A 21,840-nucleotide genomic window follows, 5' to 3' on the forward strand; every position below is an offset into this window, starting at 1 on the left:
CGGCCCGACCGGGCCGCCGCAAACGGCAGGAACAAAACAAGGAGACTGTCAGCCATGTCTCCGGTCCAAACTGTCAGTGATGTCCCCGGCTAGACAGGGGCTTCGCCCCTCCCGGACCCACCCCACCAGGAGGATAGATCCTCCTGGACCTGCCTCACTTGGTGCCCTGATGGCCAAGGGGTCACCCGGCGGAAGACGCCGGGTGACCCCTTGGCCATCAGGGCTCTAAAAGTGATCGGGGTGCAGGGGCCCTAGGCTCCTGCCGGGTGAGGTCTGGAGAGGGCGGAGCCCTCTCCAGGGACATCCGCCCCTACCTCGCCGTCTGGATCGCGGACCAGATGCGCTCCGGTGTCGCCGGCATGTCGACATGGGTGACGCCGAGCGGCGACAGCGCGTCGACGATGGCGTTCATGACGGCGGGGAGGGAGCCGGCGCAGCCGGCTTCGCCGCAGCCCTTGGCGCCGAGCGGGTTGGTCTTGGCGGGCACGGCGTGGCTTTCGAAGCCGAAGCTCGGCACGTCCTCGGCGCGGGGCAGGCCGTAATCCATGTAGGTGCCGGTCATGAGCTGGCCGTCCTCGGAATAGGCGACGCGCTCATAGATCGCCTGACCGATGCCCTGGACGATGCCGCCATGGGCCTGGCCTTCGACCAGCAGCGGATTCACGATGACGCCGAAGTCGTTCACCGTGGAATAGCGCACCACGTTGATGATGCCGGTGTCGGGGTCGATCTCGACCTCGCAGATATGGCAGCCGTTCGGAAAGGCCATCGGCGCCTGGTCGAAGACATGGCGTACATCGAGGGTCGCGGGCACGTCGTCAGGCAGGTTGTTCGCCCCGCGCAACCGGGCGGCGAGGTCCATGATGTCGATGCCGCGATCGGTCCCGGCGATGCTGAAGCGGCCGCGCGCGAATTCGATGTCGACGGGCGAGGCTTCCAGGAAATGCGCGGCGGCGGCGCGGCCCTTGTCGATGACCAGGGCGCTGGCTTCGACGATGGCGGCGCCGGAGGCCATCAGGGATTTGGAGCCGCCGGTGCCGCCGCCGGCGATCAGCTCGTCGCTGTCGCCCTGCAGCAGGCGGATCTTCTCGAAGGGCACGCCGAGCTCGGCATGCAGCACCTGGGCGAAGGCCGTCCAATGCCCCTGGCCGTAGTCGAGGGTGCCAGTGATGATGGTGACGCCGCCATCGGCTTCGAAGCGGATGCCGCCCTGTTCCTTCATCGGCGGCGCGGTGCATTCGAGGAAATTGCCGAGGCCGCGGCCGCGCAGCAGCCCGCGGGCCTTGCTCTCGGCGCGCCGCGCTTCGAAGCCGTGCCAATCGGCGACGTCGATCGCCCTGTCCATCAGCGCGGAGAAGTCGCCGCCGTCATAGGTGGAGCCGCTGGCGGTCGCATAGGGGAACTGGTCGGGGCGGATGTGGTTGAGCCGGCGCAGCGCGATCGGGTCCTTGCCCATCTCGCGTGCTGCGGTCTCGATCAATCGCTCCATGAAGTAGTTGCCTTCGGGGCGGCCGGCGCCGCGATAGGCGGAGACGGGCGTGGTGTTGGTCACCACGCATTTGGTCGAGACCTCTATCAGCGGCGTCTGATAGTTGGATTGGATGTTCTTGGTGAAATTCGCGGTGCCCATCATCGGGCCGACGGTCGCCAAGTAGCCGCCCATATTGCCATAGCTGGTCAGCCGGACCGCGAGGAAGCGGCCCTCGGCGTCCAGCGCCAGTTCCGCATTCACCTCGTGGTCACGGCCATGCTGGTCGGAGACGAAGCTGCCGGAGCGGTCGTCGGTCCATTTCACTGGACGGCCGAGGAGCTTCGCCGCGTGCAGGACGCAGGCGTATTCCGGATAGGCGCTCGCCTTCATGCCGAAGCTGCCGCCGACGTTGCCGGTCAGGATGCGGAGCTTGTCGGTCGGCACCTTCAGGATGTCGTTGGCGAGCTGGTTGCGCAGGCCGAAGACGCCCTGGCTGCCGACGCGCAGCACGAAGCGGCCGGTATCGGCCTCATATTCGCCGATGGCGCTGCGCGGTTCCATCGCGCAGACGACAATGCGGCTGTTGCGGATGGAGAGGCGCGTGACGTGGGCGGCGGTGTCGAAGGCTGCCTTGACGCGGGCGGCGTCGCCATACTGGAAGTCCAGCACGACATTGCCGGGGATGTGATCATAGAGCTGCGGCGCGCCGGGGGCCGCGGCGGCGGAGGCTTCGGTGACGGCATCCAGCGCATCAACCTCGAGCTCCACCGCCTCGGCGGCGTCGCGGGCCTGCATGCGGGTCTCGGCGACCACGCAGGCGACGGGGTCGCCGACGAAACGCACCCTGTCGGTCGCCAGCGAGGGGCGCTCGATATTGGTCAGCGGGCTGCCGTCGCGGTTCTTGAGCGGCACGGTGCAGCGCAGGTTGCCATAGCCGGCGGCGACGAGGTCTGCGCCGGTGAGGACCGCCAGCACGCCGGGCATGGCGCGGGCCGCCTCGGTGCCGATGCTGCGGATCACGCCATGGGCATAGGGGCTGCGGACCATCACGCACCAGGCCTGGCCGGGCAGCGCCAGGTCGTCGGTGTAGCGGCCCTGGCCGCGCAGCAGGGTCGGATCCTCCTGGCGCGGCACCGGCTGGCCGATGCCGAATTTCATGAAAGTGGGGTCGGGCAGATTGGCATCGGGCATGGGGAGGGGAGGCCTTGGCTGATCGCTGCGTTGCAGCAGAGGTTAGACCGCTCGGCGCTTCGCGCAACCCGGCGGGGCGCTTGACCGGCGCGTGGCGGCTTCAGAGCATGGGAAGATCGGATGGGAGGCAGGGCATGACGCTGGTGGTGGTCGGGTCCTACAACCGGGACCGAGTGCTCCGGGTGCCGCATCTTCCGGCACCGGGGGAGACCCTGACGGCGCATGGCGCCGATGCCTTCCATGGCGGCAAGGGCAGCAACCAGGCCGTGCAGGCGGCGCGCTGCGGCGGCGATGTGGTGATGGTCGCGGCACTCGGCCGGGATGCCGCCGGGGAAGCCGCGCTGGCGCTTTGGGCCGAGGAGGGCATCCGGGCCGCGGCCGAATATGTGGACGCGGAGACCGGGCAGGCGGTGATCCTGGTGGATGATGCGGGCGAGAACAGCATCGTGGTGCTGGCCGGCGCCAATGCAGTGCTTTCCCCCGCCCGCCCGGTGCACGCAGTGCAGAATGCGATGCCGCGCGCGGTGCTGGCCCAGCGCGAGACGCCTGAGGCCGCGACGGAAGCCGCCTTCGCCGCGGCGCGCGCACTCGGCGCCATCACCATCCTGAACGCGGCACCGGCGGGCGGGGTGCCGGGGGCGGCGCTGCTGGCGCTGACCGACCTGCTGGTGGCCAATGAGGGCGAGGCCGGCATCCTGGCTGGGGGCGGCACCGCGACGGAGATCGCGACAGGCCTCGGCGCGCGGCACCGCCTCGGCGCCATCATCACGCTGGGCGCAGCGGGCGCGGTGCATGCCGGGCCGGATGGCGCGCTGTCGGCGCTGCCTTCGCCGCGCGTCGTGGTGCGCGACACCACCGGCGCCGGCGATGCCTTCGTGGGCTGCCTGGCCGCCGCGGTCGCGGCGGGGCGCACACCGGCGGGCGCGATGACGGAGGCGCTGGCCGCCGGTGCGCTCGCCTGCACGGTGGCGGGCGCGGTGCCGTCCCTGCATCGGGGCGAGGCGATCCGCGCCCTGGCAGCGAGGCATTCCACCCTTTAGACTGTATCCAAACCGAGGGGGGAGACAGGTCATGATCGCACGCCGGCCGTTGCTGGCCGCCGCCGCGCTGGGCCTTATGGCGCCTGGCGTGCGTGCCCAGTCGGATTATCCGAACAAGCCGGTGCGTATCATCGTGCCCTTCCCGCCGGGGCAGGCGGCTGATATCGCGACGCGGCTGATCGCCGATGAGCTCTCCCGGCGCTGGCCGCAGCGCGTGGTGGTGGAGAACCGTGGCGGCGGCGCAGGGGTGCCGGCGCTCGAAGCGGGCGCCCGGTCGCCGGCCGATGGCTATACGCTGACTGCCGGCACCTCCGGCACGCTCGGCATCAATCCGGGCGTCATTCCGCGGCTGCCCTATGATTCGGAGCGCGACTTCGCGGCGATCAGCAACATCGCGATGGTGCCGCTGATCATCATCGCGCATCCGTCCTTTCCGGCGCACAGCATCGAGGCACTGATCGCCAAGGCGCGGGCGGAGCCGGGCAAGGTCGACGTCGCCTCGGCCGGGCCCGCGTCATCCCAGCACATGGCGGCCGAGCTTTTCGCCAATAGGGCCGGGATCCAGCTCAACATCGTGCATTACCGCGGTAGCGGTCCGGCGGTGACCGACCTCGTCGCCGGCAATGTGCCGGTGATGTTCGACAGCGTGGCGAGTGCTTTGCCGCATATCCGGAGCGGCCGCGCCAGGGCACTCGGCGTGACGGTGGCGCGGCCGGTGCCGCAACTGCCGGAGGTGCCGGCGATCGCGCAGAGCGGCATCGCAGGCTATGAGGCTGCCGGCTGGACCGGGCTGGTCGCGCCTACCGGCACGCCACCCGAGGTGCTGCAGCGCATCAACGCCGATGTCGTCGCGATCCTGCGGGAGCCCGCCATCGTGCAGCGCATCGGAGAGCTCGGCATGATTGCCGACCCAGGCACGCCGGCCGAGTTCGGTGCCTTCGTCAGCCGCGAGGTGGCGAAGTGGCGGGAGGTCGCGCGGCTCGCGAATGTGCGGCTGGATGGCTGACAGCCGCTGATCGTGGGAGGGCCGGCCCGATGCGCGCCGGGCGGGCAACGCCGCCCGACTTCCAGGCAATTGGCGCCTTGGTGATGCTCCATGAGGCATCATGCCGCTTGCAACCTGGTCGTGCCGCCCGCGAGACTGGCCGCGGGCAGGCGCCGGAAGCGCGCGCCCGGGGCTCAATCCGCAGGGAGACCGTCAGACCCATGCATCGCATCGCAACTTTTGCGCTGGGCGCCTTCGCGCTTGCCGCCAGCCTCGCCTTGCCGGCCGGTGCCCAGCAGCCTGCCGCGCCGGCCGGCACCGACACCGTCGCGGCCATCCGCGCGCGCGGCACGCTGATCTGCGGCGTCGCCCCATCCACCGCCGGCTTCTCCTTGCCCGATAGCCGCGGTGAATGGCGTGGCCTCGATGTCGACACCTGCCGCACCGTCGCCGCGGCGCTGCTCGGAGATGCGACCAAGGTGCGCTTCGTGCCGTCCAGCACGCAGCAGCGCTTCACCATGCTGCAGTCGGGCGAGATCGACATGCTGGTCCGCAGCACCACCTGGACCCTGGGGCGTGAGGCATCGCTCGGCCTCAGCTTCGCGGGCGTGAACTTCTATGACGGCCAGGGCTTCATGGTGCGGACCAACTCCGGCGTCACCTCGGCGCGGGGGCTCGACGGCGCCACCGTCTGCGTGCAGCCCGGCACCACGACCGAGCTGAATCTCGCCGACTACTTCCGCACCAACAACATGCGTTTCACGCCGGTCGTGATCGAGAATGTGGAGGAGCTGCGCGCCGCCTTCCGCTCCGGCCGCTGCGATGCCTATACCAACGATGCCTCCTCGCTCGCGGCCTTCCGCGCCGCCGAAGGGCCGGCCGGGGAACAGTATACGCTGCTGCCCGAGCTGATCTCGAAGGAGCCGCTGGGGCCGGTGGTCCGCAAGGGCGACGCCCGCTTTTTCGACATCGTGCGCTGGAGCCTCTTCGCCCAGCAGACCGCAGAGGAACTCGGCATCACCAGCCAGAACCTCGCGACCTTCAACGACAGCACCAACCCCGATGTGCAGCGCTTCATGGGCCGGAGCGGCGATCTTGGTCGGCAGCTCGGCCTCGACAATGAATGGGCGCAGCGCATCGTGCGCCAGGTCGGCAATTTCTCGGAGATGTGGGAGCGCAACATCACCCCGCTCGGCATCCCCAGGGGTGCCAACAACCTCTGGAACCGAGGCGGCTTGCACTACCCGCCGCCCATGCGCTGAAAGCGCATGGGCTGAGTTTTTTCTGGCCTCAGGCGCCGGCGCGCGCATTCGCGCGCTTGGCTTCCGCGCTGTCAGGGATGTGCTGACGGCGGCTGTCGGTCGCGCGCGGGGCCGCATTCGCGGCGCCGGAGCATCGGTTTCGCCTCGCTCCGCAGAAACTGGTGGCGGCCTGCGGCCGCGTAGTGCCGGCCCGGGGCGTCAGGGCGGCGGAGGGCCGACGCATTTCGCGTAGGCGTCCAGCACTGCATTCGCGTCGTAGGACGGCATCGCCGCGAAGGCATCCTTGAGGCCGAGTGCTGCGGAGGCGCGGAGGCGCGTGGCGGTGGCGCTGGTCATCAGCGGCTCCAGCCCGAGCTCGCGCAGACCCTCGGCCACGCCCTCCATCTCCACCGCGCGGCGCTCGGCATGCAGCACGTCGGTGCGCAGGCACATGTCCAGGAACTGGCTGAAGCTGGTGGCATCCATCGGGCCGCAGATGCCCTGCAGCGCCTGCTGCCGCACGCCGGCCAGTGACGCCGCGGTCATTGCCTCCACCACCAGCGCCTCAATCCCCTTGGTGACGACACTGCGCAGCATCTTCACGGCCGCCGCCGCGCCGGGGTCCGGCCCGGCCAGGTCGATCGTGAGCCCGAGCGGCTGGAAGGTCGCTTGGAAATCCTCGGCGCCGTCGCCGGAACAATAGAGCGGGACGCCGGGGCCGTAGAGGCTCACTGCGCCCATCAGATTGGCATCCACGAAGCGGCCGCCGCGCGCCTGCACCGCTTCCGCCACCACGCGCTTGGCGCGCGGGGTGGAGGCGTTGATGTCCACCACCAGTGTCCCCGGCCGCAAACCCGCCGCGATGGCCCGGCCGACCGGCAGCGCCGTCGCCACCACGACGGCGGAGAAGACGATCTCGGCTTCCGCCAGCAGCGCATCCAGGCTGTCGAGCAGCCTGGCGCCGCGTGTGGTCACGGCGTCCCGGAAGGCAGGGCTGTAGGGCGGACGATTGGTGGCGCCGTCGCAGAAGACCAGGAGCTCCGCCGCGTCCCGCGGGGCGAAGTGGTCACAGAAGCAGCGGGCCGCTTCGCCGAAGCCGACGAATCCGATGATGGGCCTCGTCATGGTGCCATTCTCCTTGGCCGCGGGATCAGCAGGGGCGCCGGCTAACGTCTAAATGAACCGGTTCATAGTATGGTTAGAACTGATGCCGCTGTCGAGGGGAACCGGGTCGCCAGCCGCAGCGGCGCGCCGAGCAGCGCCAGCGGAAGTCGGGCGATCCAGGCGTGCCTACCTGCTCATCCCGACGAGGCATGGATCGCCTTCGTGATCCGGAATGGAGACACATGAATTGAACCGGTTCATAAATCGTGATCAAGCGGGTCGCCCGCCGGTCCGCTGGCATGCAGGATGCGCCAATGGTCAAGGTGAAGCTTCGTGACGTCGCGGAGGCCGCGGGCGTCGCGGTTGGCACGGTATCGCGTGTCCTGAACCGCAACCCGACGGTCGCCGACCCGATCCGGCGGAAGGTCCAGGACGCGATCGCGGCGCTCGGCTATGAGCTCGATCCCGTCGCCCAGAGCATGCGGGGCGGCCGTACCCGCCTCGTCGCCTGCGCCATCCGCGACTTCGACATCCCCCGCTTCGGGATCTTCATCAAGGAGGCGGAGCAGGTCCTGCGGGCGCATGGCTACACCCTGCTGCTCTCGAGCACGACCAATCGCCCGGAGGTGGAGGTCGAGCTGCTGCGCGCCTTCGAAGGCCGCAAGGTGGACGGCGTGATGATGACCGTCAGCGACGAAGGCGATCCCGATGTCATCGCGGCCCTCGCTGCGGCGCGCATGCCGGTGCTGCTGATCGACCGCGACCGGATCGAGAGCGCGGACCGGGTCGTCGTCGATCACCGGACCGGGGCGGCGCTCGCGGTGGAGCACCTGCTGGGCCTCGGCCACCGCAGGATCGCCATGCTGGTCGGCGACACCAAGGCCTACCCGTCGCGGAGCCGCGTCCAGGGCTACCGGGATGCCTTCCTGGCGCAAGGCGCCGCGCCGATGCCGCACCTGCTGCGCGACCGCGTGCTGACGCCGGAGGATGCCTTTCGCGAGACCATGGCGCTGATGGGCCTGGCGGGGCCGCCGACCGCGATCTTCGTCGCGGCGATGGACATGCTGGGCGGCTGCATCCGTGCGCTGCGGACGCTGCATCGCGAGGTGGGCAAGGACGTGTCCCTCGTGGCCGGCGCGGATTCCGAACTGGCGGAGCTCCATGCGCCGCCGGTGACCGCCATCGCCTGGGACCTCGCCGAAATGGGCCGCCACGCGGCGACCATGCTGCTGCAGCGCATGGCCGGGGAGGCGGCCGATGCCGCGCGCTGCCTGACCTTGCCGACGCGGCTCACCATCCGGCAGTCCTGCACCGCCGTCGCTCCGCCGGCGGCCGGGGGCTGACCGAGATCCCTATTTCACGGCGCTGCGGGCGATCGGTGCGATGAACTGCGGCTCGGTGTCCCAGGGGAACAGGATCCAGGTGTCCTGGCTGACCTCGGTGATGAAGGTCTCGACCAGGGGCTTGCCGGCGGGCTTGGCATAGACCGTCGCGAAATGCGCCTTCGGCAGCAAGGCGCGGACGACGCGCGCCGTGGTGCCGGTATCGACCAGGTCGTCCACCACCAGCCAGCCGCTGCCGTCGCCAGCGGCGGCCGGCGTCTTGACCACCCGTGGCGCGCCCTTCGCCTCCTCGTCATAGGTGACGATGGAGACGGTCTCGATCAGCCGGCAATCGAGCTCGCGGGCGACCACGGCGGCCGGGATCAGGCCGCCCCGAGTGATGGCGACGATACCGGACCAGGGGCCGCGATCCAGCAGCCGCCAGGCCAGCGCCTTGGCGTCGCGATGCAACTGATCCCAGGTGACCGTGTAGTATTTCTCAGCCATTTAGAATAGCTTACCCCCATTCGGCACTCGTAGGTCGGGCTTCAGCAGCACCACGGCGTCATTCTCGTCCGGCACCCCCAGCACCAGCACCTCGCTCGGGAAGCCGGCGATGCGGCGGGGCGGGAAGTTCACCACCGCCATGACCTGGCGCCCGATGAGCTGGTCCGGGGCGTAATGGACCGTGAGCTGGGCGGAGGAGCGCTTCACGCCGATCTCGGCCCCGAAATCCAGGGTCAGCTTGATCGCTGGCTTCTTGGCCTCCGGGAAGGGCTCGGCATCGATGATGGTGCCGACCCGGATGTCGACCCGCTCGAAATCGGTGAAGGTGATGGTTTCTGCCATGACATGGGCTTAGCGGAGCGCCAGGCTGGAGGGTAGGGGCGTCTTGCCCGGGCGTGGTGGGCGTGACAGCTTCGGGTCAATCCTTGTTCCGGCCGCGAGATCAGAGAGCCCTGTCATGAAGCGCGATTTCCACCTTCCCGGCCGCAGTGCCGTCCATGCCGCGAACGGCATGGCCGCGACCTCCGTCCCCGCCGCGACGCTGACCGCGCTCGATGTGCTGCGTGCCGGCGGCAATGCGCTGGACGCCGCGATAGCAGCGGTCGCGGTGCTCGGCGTGGTGGAGCCGGAATCGACCGGCATCGGCGGCGACTGCTTCTGCCTTTATGCGCCCGCCGGGACTGGCAAGGTGATCGCCCTCAATGGCTCCGGCCGGGCGCCGGCCGGTGCGTCCTACGCGGCGCTGAAGGCCAAGGGCGTGGCGGCGCTGGAGCCGACCTCACCCCATGCCGTCACCGTGCCCGGCGCCATCTCGGCCTGGGCGACGCTGAACGCCGCCCATGGCCGCAAGAGCCTGGACGAACTGCTGCAGCCGGCCATCCGCTTCGCGGAGGAAGGTTTCTTCGTCACCCCCCGCGTGGCCTCGGACTGGGAGGCGGCGAAGGGCAAGCTCGCCAGGCACCCGGCGGCAGCCCGGCGCTTCCTGAAGGATGGGCAGCCGATGCGGCTCGGCGAACGCTTCGTCCAGCCGGAGCTCGGCCGCACGCTGCGCGCCGTCGCCGCCCGTGGCGTGAAGGGCTTCTACGAGGGTGAGATCGCGGCCGACATGGTGGCGACGCTGCGCGAGGCCGGCGGCACCCACACCGAAGAGGATTTCGCCCGCGGCGCCTCGGTCGCGGAATTCGTGACGCCGATCAGCACCAAATGGCGCGATGTCGAGGTGTTCCAGTGCCCGCCGAACGGCTCGGGCATGATCGTGCTCGAGATCCTGAACATCCTGAACGGCTTCGACACCGTGGCGCAGGGCCCGCTCTCGGCGGAACGCCTGCACCGGCATATCGAGGCCGCGCGGCTCGCCTATCGCGATCGCGACGCCTTCCTCGCAGACCCCTCGCAGGTGGATGTGCCGGTCGCGCATCTCACCGATCCCGCCTATGGCGCGGCGCTGCGCAAGCTGATCAGCGATGCCGGGGCAATGCCGGCGCTGCCGGCGCCGGGCAGCAGCGACCTCGCGAAGCACAAGGACACCGTCTATCTCTGCGTCGTCGACCGCGACGGCAATGCCTGCAGCTTCATCAACTCGCTGTTCGAGAGCTTCGGCTCCGGCATCCTCGCCGAGCGCGCCGGCGTCATGCTGCAGAACCGCGGCTATGGCTTCCGCTTCCAGGAAGGCCACCCGAACTGCATCGCGCCGAACAAGCGCCCGATGCACACCATCATCCCCGGCATGGTGATGAAGAATGGCGAGGCGATCATGCCCTATGGCGTCATGGGCGGACATTTCCAGCCGATGGGCCAGACGCTGTTCCTCTCCAATCACTTCGAGTTCGGTCTCGATCCGCAGGAAGCGATCGACCTGCCGCGGCTCTTCCCGCAGGCGGGCAAGGTGCAGGTGGAGCGCGGCATCCCGGGCGACGTGGTCGACCGGCTGAACCGGCTCGGCCATGACTGCGCACTGATCGACAAGCCGCATGGCGGCGGCCAGGCGATCCTGATCGACCGCCAGCGCGGCTCCCTCATCGGCGGTTCCGATCCGCGCAAGGATGGCTGCGCGCTGGGCTACTGAGGCGCACCACCGATCCCTGACCGCCATCCCATGACCAGCGAGTTGCCCTGATGACCGAACCCTGCGATCTCACCGCCGTCGAGGCGCGCCGCCTGATCGGCAGCCGCAAGCTCTCTCCGGTGGAGCTGCTGGAGAGCTGCCAGGCGCGGATCGACGCGGTGAACCCGGCGATCAACGCGATGGTGGCCGAGGATCGCGGGGCGGCGCTGGCCGCCGCCCGCGCGGCCGAGGCCGCGGTGATGCGCGCCGAGGAGCTCGGTCCGCTGCACGGGCTGCCGGTCGGCATCAAGGACCTGGAGGAGGTGCAGGGGCTGCGCACCACCTATGGCAGCCCGATCTTCCGCGACTTCGTGCCGGAGGCCGATTGCGCGATGGTCGCCAATCTGCGGAAGGCCGGCGCGGTCATCCTCGGCAAGACCAACACGCCGGAATTCGGCGCCGGCGCCAATACGCGCAACACCGTGTATGGCGCGACCGGCAATCCCTTCGATCCCACGAAATCGGCGGCGGGGTCGTCCGGTGGCTCGGCGGCGGCGCTCGCCGCCGGCATGGCGCCGATCTGCTCGGGTTCGGACACCGGCGGCTCGCTCCGCAACCCGGCGGCCTTCTGCGGCATCGTCGGCTATCGCCCGTCGCCGGGGCTGGTGCCGTCCGAGAAGCGCGGCCATGGCTGGTCGAACCTGCCCGTGCTGGGACCAATGGCCCGCAACGTGCCGGATGCCTGCCTGATGCTCTCGGCCATGGCCTCGGATGATGCGCGCGACCCGCTGGCCTATACGCTGCATGACCGTGCCGTGCGCGGGAAGTCGGCGTTGTTCTCGCCGCCGCGGCAGATCGACCTGGCCTCGCTGCGGCTGGCCTTCACGCCTGATTTCGGCATGGCGCCGACCGAGAACCATATCCGGGAGATCTTCGCGAGCCGGGTGGCGGCGCTGGCGCCGATGTTCGCGGCGGCCGAGCAGGCGACGCCGGATTGCAGCGGCGGCGACGAGGCCTTCGAGGTGCTGCGTGCCGCCGTCTTCCTGACCGCGCATAAGCAGAAGGTGCAGGAGAGGCCGCAGGATGTCGGCCCGAACGTCGTCGCCAATGTGGAGGAGGGGCTGCGCTACAGCCTCGACGACTACTCGCGGGCGGCAGCGGCGCAGACCCGCATCTACCGCGATTTCCAGCGCTTCTTCGCGCAGCACGACGTGCTGGTGACGCCGTCCATCACCATCAGCCCGCGGCCGTGGCGGGAGCTCTACCCGGCCGAGATCGACGGCAAGCCGACTCGGACCTATTTCCACTGGCTGTCGCTGGCCTACTACGTGACGCTGGTTGGGCATCCCGCGGTGTCGCTGCCGCTTGGTCTCGACCGCAACGGCATGCCCTTCGGCCTGCAGATCGTGGGCCCGCGTGGCGGGGATGCCTTCGTGCTTGGCGTCGCGGCGGCGATAGAGGCGGCGGTCGCCGGTGACACGACCCTGGCGCGCCCGGCGCCGGACCTCGCCAGGCTGAAGGCGGCGCCGCCGATCAGCGCCGCCGAAGCCTTCCGGACCTGGGGCTGAACCTCATCGGTCAGCGGTAGTAATAGCCGCCGCGCCTGTAGCCACCGTCATAGGCATAGCCGCGGCCGCCATAGCCGCCGCGGTGATAGTGGCGCGGGCGGTCATTGTCCGCGGCGGCGCCAGCGATCAGCGCTGCACCCAGCCCGACGCCGGCGCCGAGCGCCAGGGTCTGGCCCCAGTTGGTGCTGCCATCCGGGTTCTGGCAGGCGGCCAGCGCCAGGGTGGCGGACAGGGCGAGGGGGACGAGGATGCGACGCATGGGGGATACCTCCGGCACTGACGGCAGGATGGCCTCCGGTCGCGTCCGCGCCTGGGCGTTGCGATGGCGGATCGAAGGTGGTTTTGCGACGGTGCTGCCACAATGCGGCAGATTGCCATGATGTCAGGACGCGGAAACCTGGGGAGCCTGCCTGGTTGCCTTCAGGCGGTCCCGGTGGTCGGCACCGCGCCGGTGAAGGCGTTGAAGGTCTGCAGCGTATAAGTGTCCTTCACGCCGGCCACGGTCTGCACCTTCTCGACCACGAAGAGGCCGATGTCGCGGCCGGGCTCCAGGTAGAACTTCCCGAGCAGGTCGTATTGGCCGGAGATGGAGTGCATTTCCGACAGCTCCTCGATGGTGTCGGCCATCTCGCGTGCCACGCGATAGGCCTGACCCATGTCGCATTTGATCATGACGAAGATCGCCCGCATCGCCCCATCCTGCCTGTCGCGGCCGGAGAATGCCGCCGCCATGGTGGGCGCGTCCAGCATCGGACGCGGGCGAAACGGGCGGCCGCTGCCCAAGACCTATGCAGAAACCGCGGTCGGACACGGCGAATCCCTGCCAAGATGCTTGCGGCGACGGCATGCGCTTTGCTGTCCTGCTTGGCATGGACCTCGATCCCACTCCCGACGACCGCGGCGGCCCCGCCCAGGCGCTGCTCGATATCCGCGATATCAAGAGGCATTTCCCGATCAAGGGCGGCTTCTTCGGCGGCACGGTCGCGACCGTGCGCGCGGTGGACGGCGTCTCCTTCACCATCCGCAAGGGCGAGACGCTCGGCATCGTCGGCGAATCCGGCTGCGGAAAGTCGACCACCGCACGCCTGCTGATGCGCCTGATGGATCCCGATGTCGGCAGCATGATCTTCGACGGCGAAGGGGTCGCGGAGAACACCCAGTCCGGTGGCATCGCGCTGAAGGATTACCGGCGGCAGGTGCAGATGGTCTTCCAGGACAGCTATGCCTCCCTGAACCCGCGCCTGCCGATCGAGGACAGCATCGCCTTCGCGCCCAAGGTGCATGGGCTGCCGGACCGGGAGGCGCGTGAGCGGGCGCGGGAGCTGCTGGCTGCCGTCGGCCTCGCCCCGGCGCAGTTCGCCCGCCGCTACCCGCATGAGCTCTCCGGCGGCCAGCGCCAGCGCGTGAACATCGCGCGCGCGCTCGCGCTGCGGCCGCGCCTGGTGATCCTGGACGAGCCGGTCTCGGCGCTCGACAAGTCGGTGGAGGCGCAGGTGCTGAACCTGCTGGTCGACCTGAAGGAGAGCTTCGGACTGACCTATGCCTTCATCAGCCACGACCTGAACGTGGTGCAGTACATCAGCGACCGCGTGCTGGTGATGTATCTCGGCAAGGTCGTCGAGATGGGGCCGGTGGACGCGATCTATGACCGCCCGGCGCATCCCTATACCCAGGCGCTGCTCGCCTCCCGCCCCTCGATGGATCCGGGCAAGCGCCGGATGGAGCCGCCGCTGACCGGGGATCCGCCAAACCCGGTGAACCCGCCCTCCGGCTGCCGCTTCCGCACGCGCTGCCCCTTCGCGGAGGATGTCTGCGCGGCCATCGAACCGGCCTCCGCCGATCTCGGCGCGGGGCACCAGGCGGCATGCCACATGGCGCTGCCGGGCAGTGGGCATTCCAAAGCATTGCAGGTGGCAGCATGATGGCGTCCGATGGTCGGAGCGCCGGAAGGCGCGGAGAGCTGAATCGGCCGCCGCGAGCCGGAAGGCGAGCACAATGAGCGCCCTGCTCCAACAGGATGTGCCGACCAAGCTGGCGCCAGCCGGCGAGCCGCTGGTGCGGCTGCGCGACCTTTCGGTGCGCTTCGTCTCCCGCGATGCCACCATGCATGCGGTGAATGGCGTCGATCTCGACCTCTCGGCCGGCGAAGTGCTCTGCATCCTGGGCGAGAGTGGTTCCGGCAAGTCGGTGACCATGCGCGCGCTGATGAAGCTGCTGCCCAAGAGCGCGGTGGTCACGGGCGAAATCCGGGTCGCCGGCAACGACGTGCAGCGGATGAGCGAGAACCAGCTCCAGGAATTCCGCGGCAGCACGGTCGCGATGGTGTTCCAGGAGCCGATGACGGCACTCGATCCAGTCTACAGCGTCGGCCGGCAGATCGCGGAAACGGTGCAGCGGCACGAGGGCGTCTCCCGCGCTGCCGGCATGGCGCGGGCGCTCGAGCTGTTCGAGCTGGTGCAGATCCCTTCGGCCAAGCGCCGCCTCGCCGCCTACCCGCACGAGCTCTCGGGCGGGCTGCGGCAGCGCGCGATGATCGCGGTGGCGCTCGCCTGCCGGCCGAAGCTGCTGCTCGCCGACGAGCCGACGACCGCGCTCGACGCCACCGTGCAGATCCAGATCCTGCTGCTGCTGCGCAAGCTGCAGGAGGACCTCGGCATGGGCGTCGTCTTCGTCACCCATGACCTCGGCGTGGCAGGCGAAATCGCGGACCGGGTCGCGGTGATGTATGCGGGCCGCGTGGTGGAGGAGGGGCCGGTCTCGGCGCTGATGCGGTCCCCGCTGCACCCCTATGCGAAGGGCCTGCTCGGCGCGACGGTGCATGCCGGGCTGCGTGGCCATCGCCTGACCACCATCCCGGGCGCGCCGCCGAGCCTGGAGACACTGCCCGCCGCCTGTTCCTTCGCGCCGCGCTGTGCGGAGGCGGAGCCGGCCTGCCTTGCCGCCGTCCCCGCGGAACGCAGCCCGGAGCCGGGGCGCAAGGCGCGCTGCATACACGTCAGGGTTGGGTAAGGGGCGAAGTTCTCGCCCCGCAATGGGTTGCCGGCGGGTTAACCAAGTCTCATATACACGAATACGCGAGACAGGTGGCTGATGCGCTCGACGACCCAGATCGCCGCTTTGATAGTGATCGCCGGCCTGGGCGCGGGTTGGCATCTCTATGGCGAAAGGGTCGGGCTGCCGACGCCGCTCGGGCTGATGGGGCTGGAGGCGACGGCATCCACCGGCGGCGCGGCGCGGCAGCAGGCGCCGCAGGAACAGCCAGTGGTGGTGGCGCCGATCCGCGTCGGGCGGGTGATCGAGCGCGCCGAGAGCGTCGGCACCGTGCGCGCCCGTGAATCGATCACAGTCACCGCCAAGGTCACCGGCATGGTGACCGCCATTCCCTTTCAGGAAGGCCAGCGGGTCCGCAGTGGCGAGGTGCTCGTGCAGCTCGATGCGGCAGCGCTGCGCGCGGAGCTCGACCAGGCGCGCGCCCAGCATGACGACGCCCGCAACCAGATGGTGCGCGCGCAGCGGCTGCAGCCGGGCCAGACCATCGCGGAACAACGCATGGTGACGCTGGAGGCAGTGGCGCGGCAGGCCGCGGGCCGGGTGCGCCAGGCCGAGGCGCGTCTCGAGGAGCTGCGCATCTCGGCACCCTTCGACGGCCGGGTCGGACTGCGCCAGGTGAGCATCGGCGCCCTGGTGCAGCCGGGTACCGTAGTCACGACGCTCGACGACACCGAACGCGTCCGGGTCGAGTTCTCGGTGCCCGAGGTGCATCTGGCGCGGCTGCGCGTCGGGTCGGAAGTGCGGGCGGCCAGCGCCGCCTATGGCGACCGCGTGTTCAGCGGCCATGTCGCGGTGCTCGATACCCGCATCGATCCGGCGACCCGCAGCATCCGCGTCATCAGCGAATTCGACAATGCGGATGAGGCGCTGCGGCCGGGCCTGTTCCTCACGGTCATCCTGACCTTGGCCTCGCGCGAGAATGCGCTGCTGGTGCCCGAGGAGGCGATCGATCCGTTGGGCGAGCGCGCCTTCGTCTATGTCGTCCGCGACGGCCGGGCGCGGCGGCTGGAGGTACGGCTCGGCATCCGCCTACCAGGCGAGGTCGAGATCCGGGAAGGCGTCGCCGCCGCCGGCGAGCAGGTGGTCGTGCGCGGCATCCAGCGCTTGCGCCATGACCTGCCGGTGCGCGTGACCGAGACGATGACCCGGCCCGCGAGCTGAGGCCAGGCGATGGTCCTCTCCGACATCTCCATCCGCCGTCCGGTCTTCGCGATGGTGATGAGCCTGCTGCTGGTGGTGCTCGGCGCCTTCGCCATGGCGCGCATGCCGATCCGCGAATATCCCGCGATCGATCCACCCATCGTCTCCATCACCACGACCTATACCGGCGCTTCGGCGGCTGTCGTGGACAGCCAGATCACCGAGCTGATCGAAGCCGCTGTCGCCGGTATCGAGGGCATCAAGACCATCTCCTCCCAGTCGCGCGACGAGCGCAGTCAGGTGACGATCGAGTTCCGCCTGACGCGCAACGTCGATGCCGCGGCCAATGACGTGCGTGACCGCGTGGCGCGGGCGCTCGCGCAATTGCCGGAACAGGCGGATACGCCGGTGGTCGCCAAGGTCGACGGCGACAGCCGTCCGATCCTCTGGATCGCGCTGACCTCGGACCGCTTCTCGGCCATGGACCTGACCGACATCGCGCGCAACCGCGTGGTGGATCGCCTCGCGATCGTCGAAGGCGTGGCGCAGGTGCTGATCAATGGCGAGCGGCGCTACTCCATGCGCGTCTGGCTCGACCGGCAGGCGATGGCGGCACGCGGCCTCGCCGTGCAGGATATCGAGGACGCGATCCGGCGCGAGAATGTCGAGCTGCCGGGCGGACGCATCGAGAGCCGCGCGCGGGAGCTGACCGTCCGCACCGACACCCGCATGACCCGGCCGGAACAGTTCCGCCAGATCGTGGTGCTGCGTTCTTCCGGCGGCGCGCAGGTGCTGCTGGGCGAGGTGGCGCAGGTCGAGGTCGCGCCGGAGGACATGCGCGGCGAGTACCGGATCAACGGACGCACCGGCATCGGCCTCGGCATCCTGCGCCAGTCGACCGCCAATACGCTCTCGGTCGCCGATGGCGCCAAGGCGGAGATGGAGCGGATCCGCCCGACCCTGCCGGAGGGTGTGGACGTCGTCATCGGCTATGACGAGAGCCTCTTCATCGCGCAGTCGATCCATGAGGTGGAGCACGCGCTGATCATCGCGTTGGTGCTGGTGATCGGCGTCATCTTCCTGTTCCTGCGCAGCGTCCGCGCCACCATCATCCCGGCCGTCGCCATCCCGGTCTCCATCATCGCTTCCTTCATGGCGATGTCGGCGATGGGCTTCTCCATCAACGTGCTGACCCTGCTCGGGCTGGTGCTGGCGATCGGGCTGGTGGTCGACGATGCCATCGTCGTGCTGGAGAACGTCCATCGCCGCATCGAGGAGGGGGAGGAACCCCTGCTGGCGGCGCTGCGCGGGTCCCGCGAGATCGCTTTCGCGGTCATTGCGACGACCGCGGTCCTGGTTGCGGTCTTCGTGCCGCTCTCCTTCATGCAGGGGAATACCGGCCGGCTGTTCACAGAATTCGGCCTGGCACTGGCGGCCTCCGTCATCTTCTCCGGCCTGGTCGCGCTGACGTTGACGCCGATGATGTGCTCCAAGCTCCTGAAGGCGCATCAGGGTGAGAGCCGACTGATCCGCTGGACCGAGCCCTTCTTCGTGGGCATGAACGGCGCGTTGCGCTGGTCGCTGCGGCATGCGCTGAAGGCGCCGATCCTGGTGCTCGGCGGCGCCGGCGCGCTCTCCGCCCTGGCGGTGCTGCTCTTCATGGGGCTGCCCAAGGAATTCGCGCCGACCGAGGACCGGGGCGTCGTCATCATCCCGACCACCGGACCCGAAGGCGCCTCCTTCACCTATACGCTCGAGCATGTGCGCCAGATCGAGGACGTGCTGCGCCGTTATTCCGACAATGGCGAGGCGGCGGCGGTCTTCGCCACCATCGGGGGCAACCAGCGGCCAGCGGTCGGCAATGTGGGCAATGTCTTCCTCCGCCTCTCGCCCTGGAGCCAGCGCGAGCGCACCCAGCAGCGGATCGCCGCCGAGATCTTCCCGCTGGTATCGGCGATCCCGGGCGTGCGCGCCTTCGCGCTCAATCCACCTTCGCTCGGTCAACGTGGCTTTCAGCCACCGGTGCAGTTCGTCATCGGCGGGCCGGATTTCGAGACCCTGGTGCTGTGGCGCGACCGCTTCCTGGAACGTGCCCGGCAGAACCCGCAGCTCCTGAACCTCGACCACAACTTCAAGGAGACGAAGCCCGAGATCCGGGTGGAGATCGATCGCCGCAAGGCCGCCGACCTCGGCGTCTCGATCCAGGCGGTCGGCCGCACCATCGAGACGATGCTGGGCTCGCGCGAAGCCAGCACCTACGTCGTCGCGGGGCAGGAATACAAAGTGCTGATGCAGGCGCCGGAGGCCTCCCGCCTCACGCCCTATGACCTGCAGAACGTCTTCGTGCGCACCGCCTCCGGCGGGCTGGTGCCGCTCTCCAACGTGGTGACGCTCTCCGAGCGAGCACGGCCCCAGACCCTCGCCCGGGAAGACCGGGTGCGCGCGGTCACCATCACCGCCTCGCTGGGCGCCGGCTATTCGCTCGGCCAGGCGCTCGACTACATGGACGCGCTGGCACGGGAGGTGCTGCCGGCCGAGGCGCGCATCTCCTATCGCGGCCAGAGCCTGGAGTTCCGCGAAAGCTCCGGCGCGCTCTACGTCACTTTCGCCATGGCGCTGCTGGTGGTGTTCCTGGTCCTCGCCGCGCAGTTCGAGAGCTTCATCCACCCGCTGGTGATCCTGCTCTCGACGCCGCTGGCGCTGACCGGCGGGTTGCTGGCGCTGTTCGTCACTGGGCAGAGCCTGAACGTCTTCAGCCAGATCGGCATGATCCTGCTGATCGGGCTGATGGCGAAGAACGGCATCCTGGTGGTGGAATTCGCGAACCAGCTCCGCGACCGCGGCCTGAATGTCCATGATGCGGTGCTGGAGGCTTCGGTGGTGCGGCTGCGGCCGATCCTGATGACCTCGATCGCGACGGTGCTCGGCGCCGTGCCGCTCGCCATGGCGACGGGGGCGGGGGCGGAAAGCCGGCAGGCGCTCGGCGTCGTCATCGTCGGCGGGGTCACACTCTCCACCTTCGTCACGCTGTATGCGGTGCCGGCGCTGTTCCTGCTGCTTGCGCCCTTCACCAGGCCGATCGGCTCGGTCGCGGCGGCGCTCGCTGATCTGGAAGCGCGGCATCCGGCCGGCACCGGGCGGGACCAGCACGGGCACGGACAGCCCGCGGAATGAGGCTGCCCGACCCGCTGTCGGTGGCCGCGCGGATCAGCGCCTCCGGGGCGTTTCCACCCCGCGGCGATCTGCTCTAACCTCCGGCCCGTTTCGCAGGTCGCCGGTCGGGCGGGAGGAGCGTTGATGAATGAGATGAAGCGGGTCGCCCAGGCGCGCAGCGGCGGCAAGCTGCTGGCCGATGCGCTGGTGGCCCAGGGCGTGACGCATGCCTTCTGCGTCCCCGGCGAGAGCTATCTGGACCTGCTCGATGGCCTCTATTCCGTCCGCAACCGATTGCAGCTCGTCACCTGCCGTTTCGAGGCGGGCGCGGTCCATATGGCGGAAGCCCATGGCAAGCTGACCGGCCGGCCCGGCGTCGCCATCGTGACCCGCGGCCCCGGCGCCTGCCATGCCGCGATCGGCGTGCATGTGGCGCAGCAGGACAGCACGCCGCTGGTGCTGCTGGTCGGCCAGATCCCGGTCGAGGAGACGGATCGCGAGAGCTTCCAGGAAGTCGATTACCGCCGCATGTTCTCGCCGATCGCCAAATGGGTGACGCAGATCGACGACGCGAAGCGCATCCCGGAGATCATGGCGCACGCCTTCGACGTGGCGGTCAGCGGCCGGCCGGGCCCTGTCGTCGTCGCGATCAGCGAGGAGATGCAGAAGCACCTGGTCACGGTGCCGGATATCGGCCCCGCCGAGGTGCTGCCCCCGCATCCGGCACCGGAGGCGATTACCAGGCTCTCCGCCATGCTCGCCCGCGCGCAGCGGCCGCTCGCCATTCTCGGCGGCTCCGGCTGGACCGCCGAAGGCAGGAAGGCCATCGCGGACTACCTCATCGCCAATGACCTGCCGGTCGCGGTCTCCTTCCGCCGGCAGAGCCTGTTTGATGGCACCCACCGCAACTTCGCCGGCGACCTCGGCGTCGGCGCCGATGCCGGGCTGGTGGCACGGGCCAAGGAAGCCGACCTGATCCTCGCCATCGGCACCCGCCTCGGGGAGCCCGTGAGCCAGGGGTACACCCTGCTCGACATGGCCGGCGCCACGCCGATCGTGCATGTGCATCAGGAGCGGACCGAGATCGGCCGCGTCTATCGACCGGCGCTCGGCATCGTCAGCGACCTCAACGCCTTCGCTGCGGCTGCGCGCGCAACCCAGCCCGTCGCGAAGCCGGTCTGGGCCGATTGGCGCAAGACGCTGCACGGCCAGCGCCTGAAGCAGGCGGAAGCACCGGACTACGAAGGCCCGCTGAACCTCGCCCGCGCACTGCAGGCGCTGGAGAAGGTGCTGCCGGACGACACCATCTTCACGACCGACGCCGGCAACTTCGCCACCTGGCCGACCCGCTTCACCCACGTGAAGGAACGCCAGGACTTCCTCGGCCCGACCAACGGCGCCATGGGCTATGGTGTGCCCTCCGCGATCGGCGCCAAGATCACCTTCCCCGAGCGTCCCGTGATCTGCTTCGTGGGCGACGGCGGCTTCATGATGACCGGGCAGGAGATCGCGACCGCCTTCCACCATGCGGTGAACCCGGTGATCCTGGTCTTCAACAACCAGATGTACGGCACCATCCGCATGTACCAGGAGCGCACCTACCCGCACCGCGTCTCCGGCACCGCGCTGACCAACCCCGACTTCGCCAAGTTCATCGAAGCCTTTGGCGGCCATGGCGAGGTGGTGGAGACCACGGAAGAGTTCGTCCCCGCCGTGCAGCGCGCGCTCGCCAGCGGCAAGCCCGCGATCGTCGAGGTCCGCACCAACCCCGAACAGGTCACCAACCGCGCGACCATCACCGACCTGCGCGAACAGGCGGCCAAGGCGGGCGGCGCCGCGACCCCGTCCGCGCCGGCTGCCCGAACCCCGGCACCGGCGCCGCGCCGGACGACGCCGCGGCCGCGGTGAGGAGCTGTCCCGGGAAGGGGGTCCGGACCGGGGACATAACTGACAGCTTGGACTGGGGAGATGGCTGACAGTGTTCAGTCATGGGCGGGGAGGACCTGCCTGTGCCTTGGGGATC

General features: G+C 69.5%; 17 protein-coding genes. 11 read left to right on the forward strand and 6 right to left on the reverse strand.

What is annotated here, in order from left to right:
* Positions 1-310: 310 nt before the first annotated feature.
* A complete protein-coding gene (locus GXW71_RS31370; protein ID WP_211857146.1) occupies positions 311-2,662 on the reverse strand; it encodes a xanthine dehydrogenase family protein molybdopterin-binding subunit in 2,352 nt (783 codons plus the stop codon).
* Between the two features lie 134 nt (positions 2,663-2,796).
* Between GXW71_RS31370 and GXW71_RS31375 the strand changes: the two genes are divergently transcribed.
* From GXW71_RS31375 to GXW71_RS31385, 3 genes are all read left to right on the forward strand, one after another.
* Positions 2,797-3,702 carry a ribokinase gene (locus tag GXW71_RS31375; protein ID WP_211857148.1) on the forward strand — a complete coding sequence of 302 codons (906 nt, stop codon included), beginning with the start codon at positions 2,797-2,799 and terminating at the stop codon, positions 3,700-3,702.
* 31 nt (positions 3,703-3,733) lie between these two features.
* Positions 3,734-4,708: a Bug family tripartite tricarboxylate transporter substrate binding protein gene (locus GXW71_RS31380; protein ID WP_211857150.1), complete on the forward strand. Its 975-nt coding sequence runs from the start codon at positions 3,734-3,736 to the stop codon at positions 4,706-4,708.
* Positions 4,709-4,908: 200 nt separating this feature from the next.
* Positions 4,909-5,949 carry an amino acid ABC transporter substrate-binding protein gene (locus tag GXW71_RS31385; protein ID WP_211857152.1) on the forward strand — a complete coding sequence of 347 codons (1,041 nt, stop codon included), beginning with the start codon at positions 4,909-4,911 and terminating at the stop codon, positions 5,947-5,949.
* Positions 5,950-6,147: 198 nt separating this feature from the next.
* Here GXW71_RS31385 and GXW71_RS31390 read toward each other — a convergent pair whose 3' ends face one another.
* Entirely contained in the window at positions 6,148-7,053 is a 906-nt protein-coding gene (locus tag GXW71_RS31390; RefSeq protein WP_211857154.1) for an NAD(P)-dependent oxidoreductase, read from the reverse strand.
* Between the two features lie 293 nt (positions 7,054-7,346).
* Between GXW71_RS31390 and GXW71_RS31395 the strand changes: the two genes are divergently transcribed.
* A complete protein-coding gene (locus GXW71_RS31395) occupies positions 7,347-8,375 on the forward strand; it encodes a LacI family DNA-binding transcriptional regulator (protein ID WP_211857156.1) in 1,029 nt (342 codons plus the stop codon).
* Between the two features lie 9 nt (positions 8,376-8,384).
* Here the strand turns inward: GXW71_RS31395 and gpt are convergent, their stop codons facing one another.
* Both gpt and GXW71_RS31405 read right to left on the reverse strand, forming a co-directional pair.
* Positions 8,385-8,861: a xanthine phosphoribosyltransferase gene (gene gpt, locus GXW71_RS31400; protein ID WP_211857158.1), complete on the reverse strand. Its 477-nt coding sequence runs from the start codon at positions 8,859-8,861 to the stop codon at positions 8,385-8,387.
* Positions 8,862-9,203: a tRNA-binding protein gene (locus GXW71_RS31405; RefSeq protein WP_211857160.1), complete on the reverse strand. Its 342-nt coding sequence runs from the start codon at positions 9,201-9,203 to the stop codon at positions 8,862-8,864.
* A 115-nt stretch (positions 9,204-9,318) separates the two neighbouring features.
* On the opposite strand from GXW71_RS31405, the gene ggt reads away from it, so the two are divergent.
* Positions 9,319-10,926 carry a gamma-glutamyltransferase gene (ggt, locus tag GXW71_RS31410; protein WP_211857162.1) on the forward strand — a complete coding sequence of 536 codons (1,608 nt, stop codon included), beginning with the start codon at positions 9,319-9,321 and terminating at the stop codon, positions 10,924-10,926.
* Positions 10,927-10,976: 50 nt separating this feature from the next.
* Positions 10,977-12,473 (forward strand): amidase, encoded by a 1,497-nt coding sequence (locus GXW71_RS31415; protein WP_211857169.1) that lies wholly within the window; start codon positions 10,977-10,979, stop codon positions 12,471-12,473.
* Positions 12,474-12,483: 10 nt separating this feature from the next.
* Here the strand turns inward: GXW71_RS31415 and GXW71_RS31420 are convergent, their stop codons facing one another.
* The gene (locus tag GXW71_RS31420) at positions 12,484-12,732 is read right to left on the reverse strand and encodes a hypothetical protein (protein WP_211857171.1); all 249 of its coding nucleotides are present in this window, start codon (positions 12,730-12,732) and stop codon (positions 12,484-12,486) included.
* 161 nt (positions 12,733-12,893) lie between these two features.
* Positions 12,894-13,163, reverse strand: a complete 270-nt coding sequence (locus GXW71_RS31425) for an Lrp/AsnC ligand binding domain-containing protein (protein ID WP_211857173.1) — start codon at positions 13,161-13,163, stop codon at positions 12,894-12,896.
* Positions 13,164-13,318: 155 nt separating this feature from the next.
* Here GXW71_RS31425 and GXW71_RS31430 point away from each other — a divergent pair, with 155 nt between their 5' ends.
* The 5 genes from GXW71_RS31430 (at position 13,319) to GXW71_RS31450 (ending at position 21,725) form a co-directional block, all read left to right on the forward strand.
* The gene (locus GXW71_RS31430; protein ID WP_246527065.1) at positions 13,319-14,395 is read left to right on the forward strand and encodes an ABC transporter ATP-binding protein; all 1,077 of its coding nucleotides are present in this window, start codon (positions 13,319-13,321) and stop codon (positions 14,393-14,395) included.
* Positions 14,396-14,468: 73 nt separating this feature from the next.
* Complete coding sequence (locus GXW71_RS31435; RefSeq protein WP_211857175.1) at positions 14,469-15,482, forward strand: ABC transporter ATP-binding protein; 1,014 nt, start codon at positions 14,469-14,471, stop codon at positions 15,480-15,482.
* Between the two features lie 81 nt (positions 15,483-15,563).
* Positions 15,564-16,685, forward strand: a complete 1,122-nt coding sequence (locus GXW71_RS31440) for an efflux RND transporter periplasmic adaptor subunit (RefSeq protein WP_211857177.1) — start codon at positions 15,564-15,566, stop codon at positions 16,683-16,685.
* Between the two features lie 9 nt (positions 16,686-16,694).
* On the forward strand, positions 16,695-19,838 hold the full coding sequence (locus tag GXW71_RS31445) for an efflux RND transporter permease subunit (RefSeq protein ID WP_211857179.1): 3,144 nt from the start codon (positions 16,695-16,697) through the stop codon (positions 19,836-19,838).
* A 123-nt stretch (positions 19,839-19,961) separates the two neighbouring features.
* A complete protein-coding gene (locus GXW71_RS31450; protein ID WP_211857181.1) occupies positions 19,962-21,725 on the forward strand; it encodes a thiamine pyrophosphate-dependent enzyme in 1,764 nt (587 codons plus the stop codon).
* Positions 21,726-21,840 lie beyond the last annotated feature (115 nt).

It is taken from the genome of Plastoroseomonas hellenica (assembly GCF_018129085.1).
In the GTDB taxonomy this organism is placed as follows: domain Bacteria; phylum Pseudomonadota; class Alphaproteobacteria; order Acetobacterales; family Acetobacteraceae; genus Plastoroseomonas; species Plastoroseomonas hellenica.

Coding starts and splice junctions, on each gene's coding strand:
- GXW71_RS31435 (WP_211857175.1), top strand. CDS start 14,469: ATGAGCGCCCTGCTCCAACAGGATGTGCCGACCAAGCTGGCGCCAGCC.
- GXW71_RS31440 (WP_211857177.1), top strand. CDS start 15,564: ATGCGCTCGACGACCCAGATCGCCGCTTTGATAGTGATCGCCGGCCTG.
- GXW71_RS31370 (WP_211857146.1), bottom strand. CDS start 2,662: ATGCCCGATGCCAATCTGCCCGACCCCACTTTCATGAAATTCGGCATC.
- GXW71_RS31385 (WP_211857152.1), top strand. CDS start 4,909: ATGCATCGCATCGCAACTTTTGCGCTGGGCGCCTTCGCGCTTGCCGCC.
- GXW71_RS31405 (WP_211857160.1), bottom strand. CDS start 9,203: ATGGCAGAAACCATCACCTTCACCGATTTCGAGCGGGTCGACATCCGG.
- GXW71_RS31420 (WP_211857171.1), bottom strand. CDS start 12,732: ATGCGTCGCATCCTCGTCCCCCTCGCCCTGTCCGCCACCCTGGCGCTG.
- gpt (WP_211857158.1), bottom strand. CDS start 8,861: ATGGCTGAGAAATACTACACGGTCACCTGGGATCAGTTGCATCGCGAC.
- GXW71_RS31380 (WP_211857150.1), top strand. CDS start 3,734: ATGATCGCACGCCGGCCGTTGCTGGCCGCCGCCGCGCTGGGCCTTATG.
- GXW71_RS31450 (WP_211857181.1), top strand. CDS start 19,962: ATGAATGAGATGAAGCGGGTCGCCCAGGCGCGCAGCGGCGGCAAGCTG.
- GXW71_RS31415 (WP_211857169.1), top strand. CDS start 10,977: ATGACCGAACCCTGCGATCTCACCGCCGTCGAGGCGCGCCGCCTGATC.
- GXW71_RS31445 (WP_211857179.1), top strand. CDS start 16,695: ATGGTCCTCTCCGACATCTCCATCCGCCGTCCGGTCTTCGCGATGGTG.
- ggt (WP_211857162.1), top strand. CDS start 9,319: ATGAAGCGCGATTTCCACCTTCCCGGCCGCAGTGCCGTCCATGCCGCG.
- GXW71_RS31375 (WP_211857148.1), top strand. CDS start 2,797: ATGACGCTGGTGGTGGTCGGGTCCTACAACCGGGACCGAGTGCTCCGG.
- GXW71_RS31425 (WP_211857173.1), bottom strand. CDS start 13,163: ATGCGGGCGATCTTCGTCATGATCAAATGCGACATGGGTCAGGCCTAT.
- GXW71_RS31390 (WP_211857154.1), bottom strand. CDS start 7,053: ATGACGAGGCCCATCATCGGATTCGTCGGCTTCGGCGAAGCGGCCCGC.
- GXW71_RS31430 (WP_246527065.1), top strand. CDS start 13,319: ATGCGCTTTGCTGTCCTGCTTGGCATGGACCTCGATCCCACTCCCGAC.
- GXW71_RS31395 (WP_211857156.1), top strand. CDS start 7,347: ATGGTCAAGGTGAAGCTTCGTGACGTCGCGGAGGCCGCGGGCGTCGCG.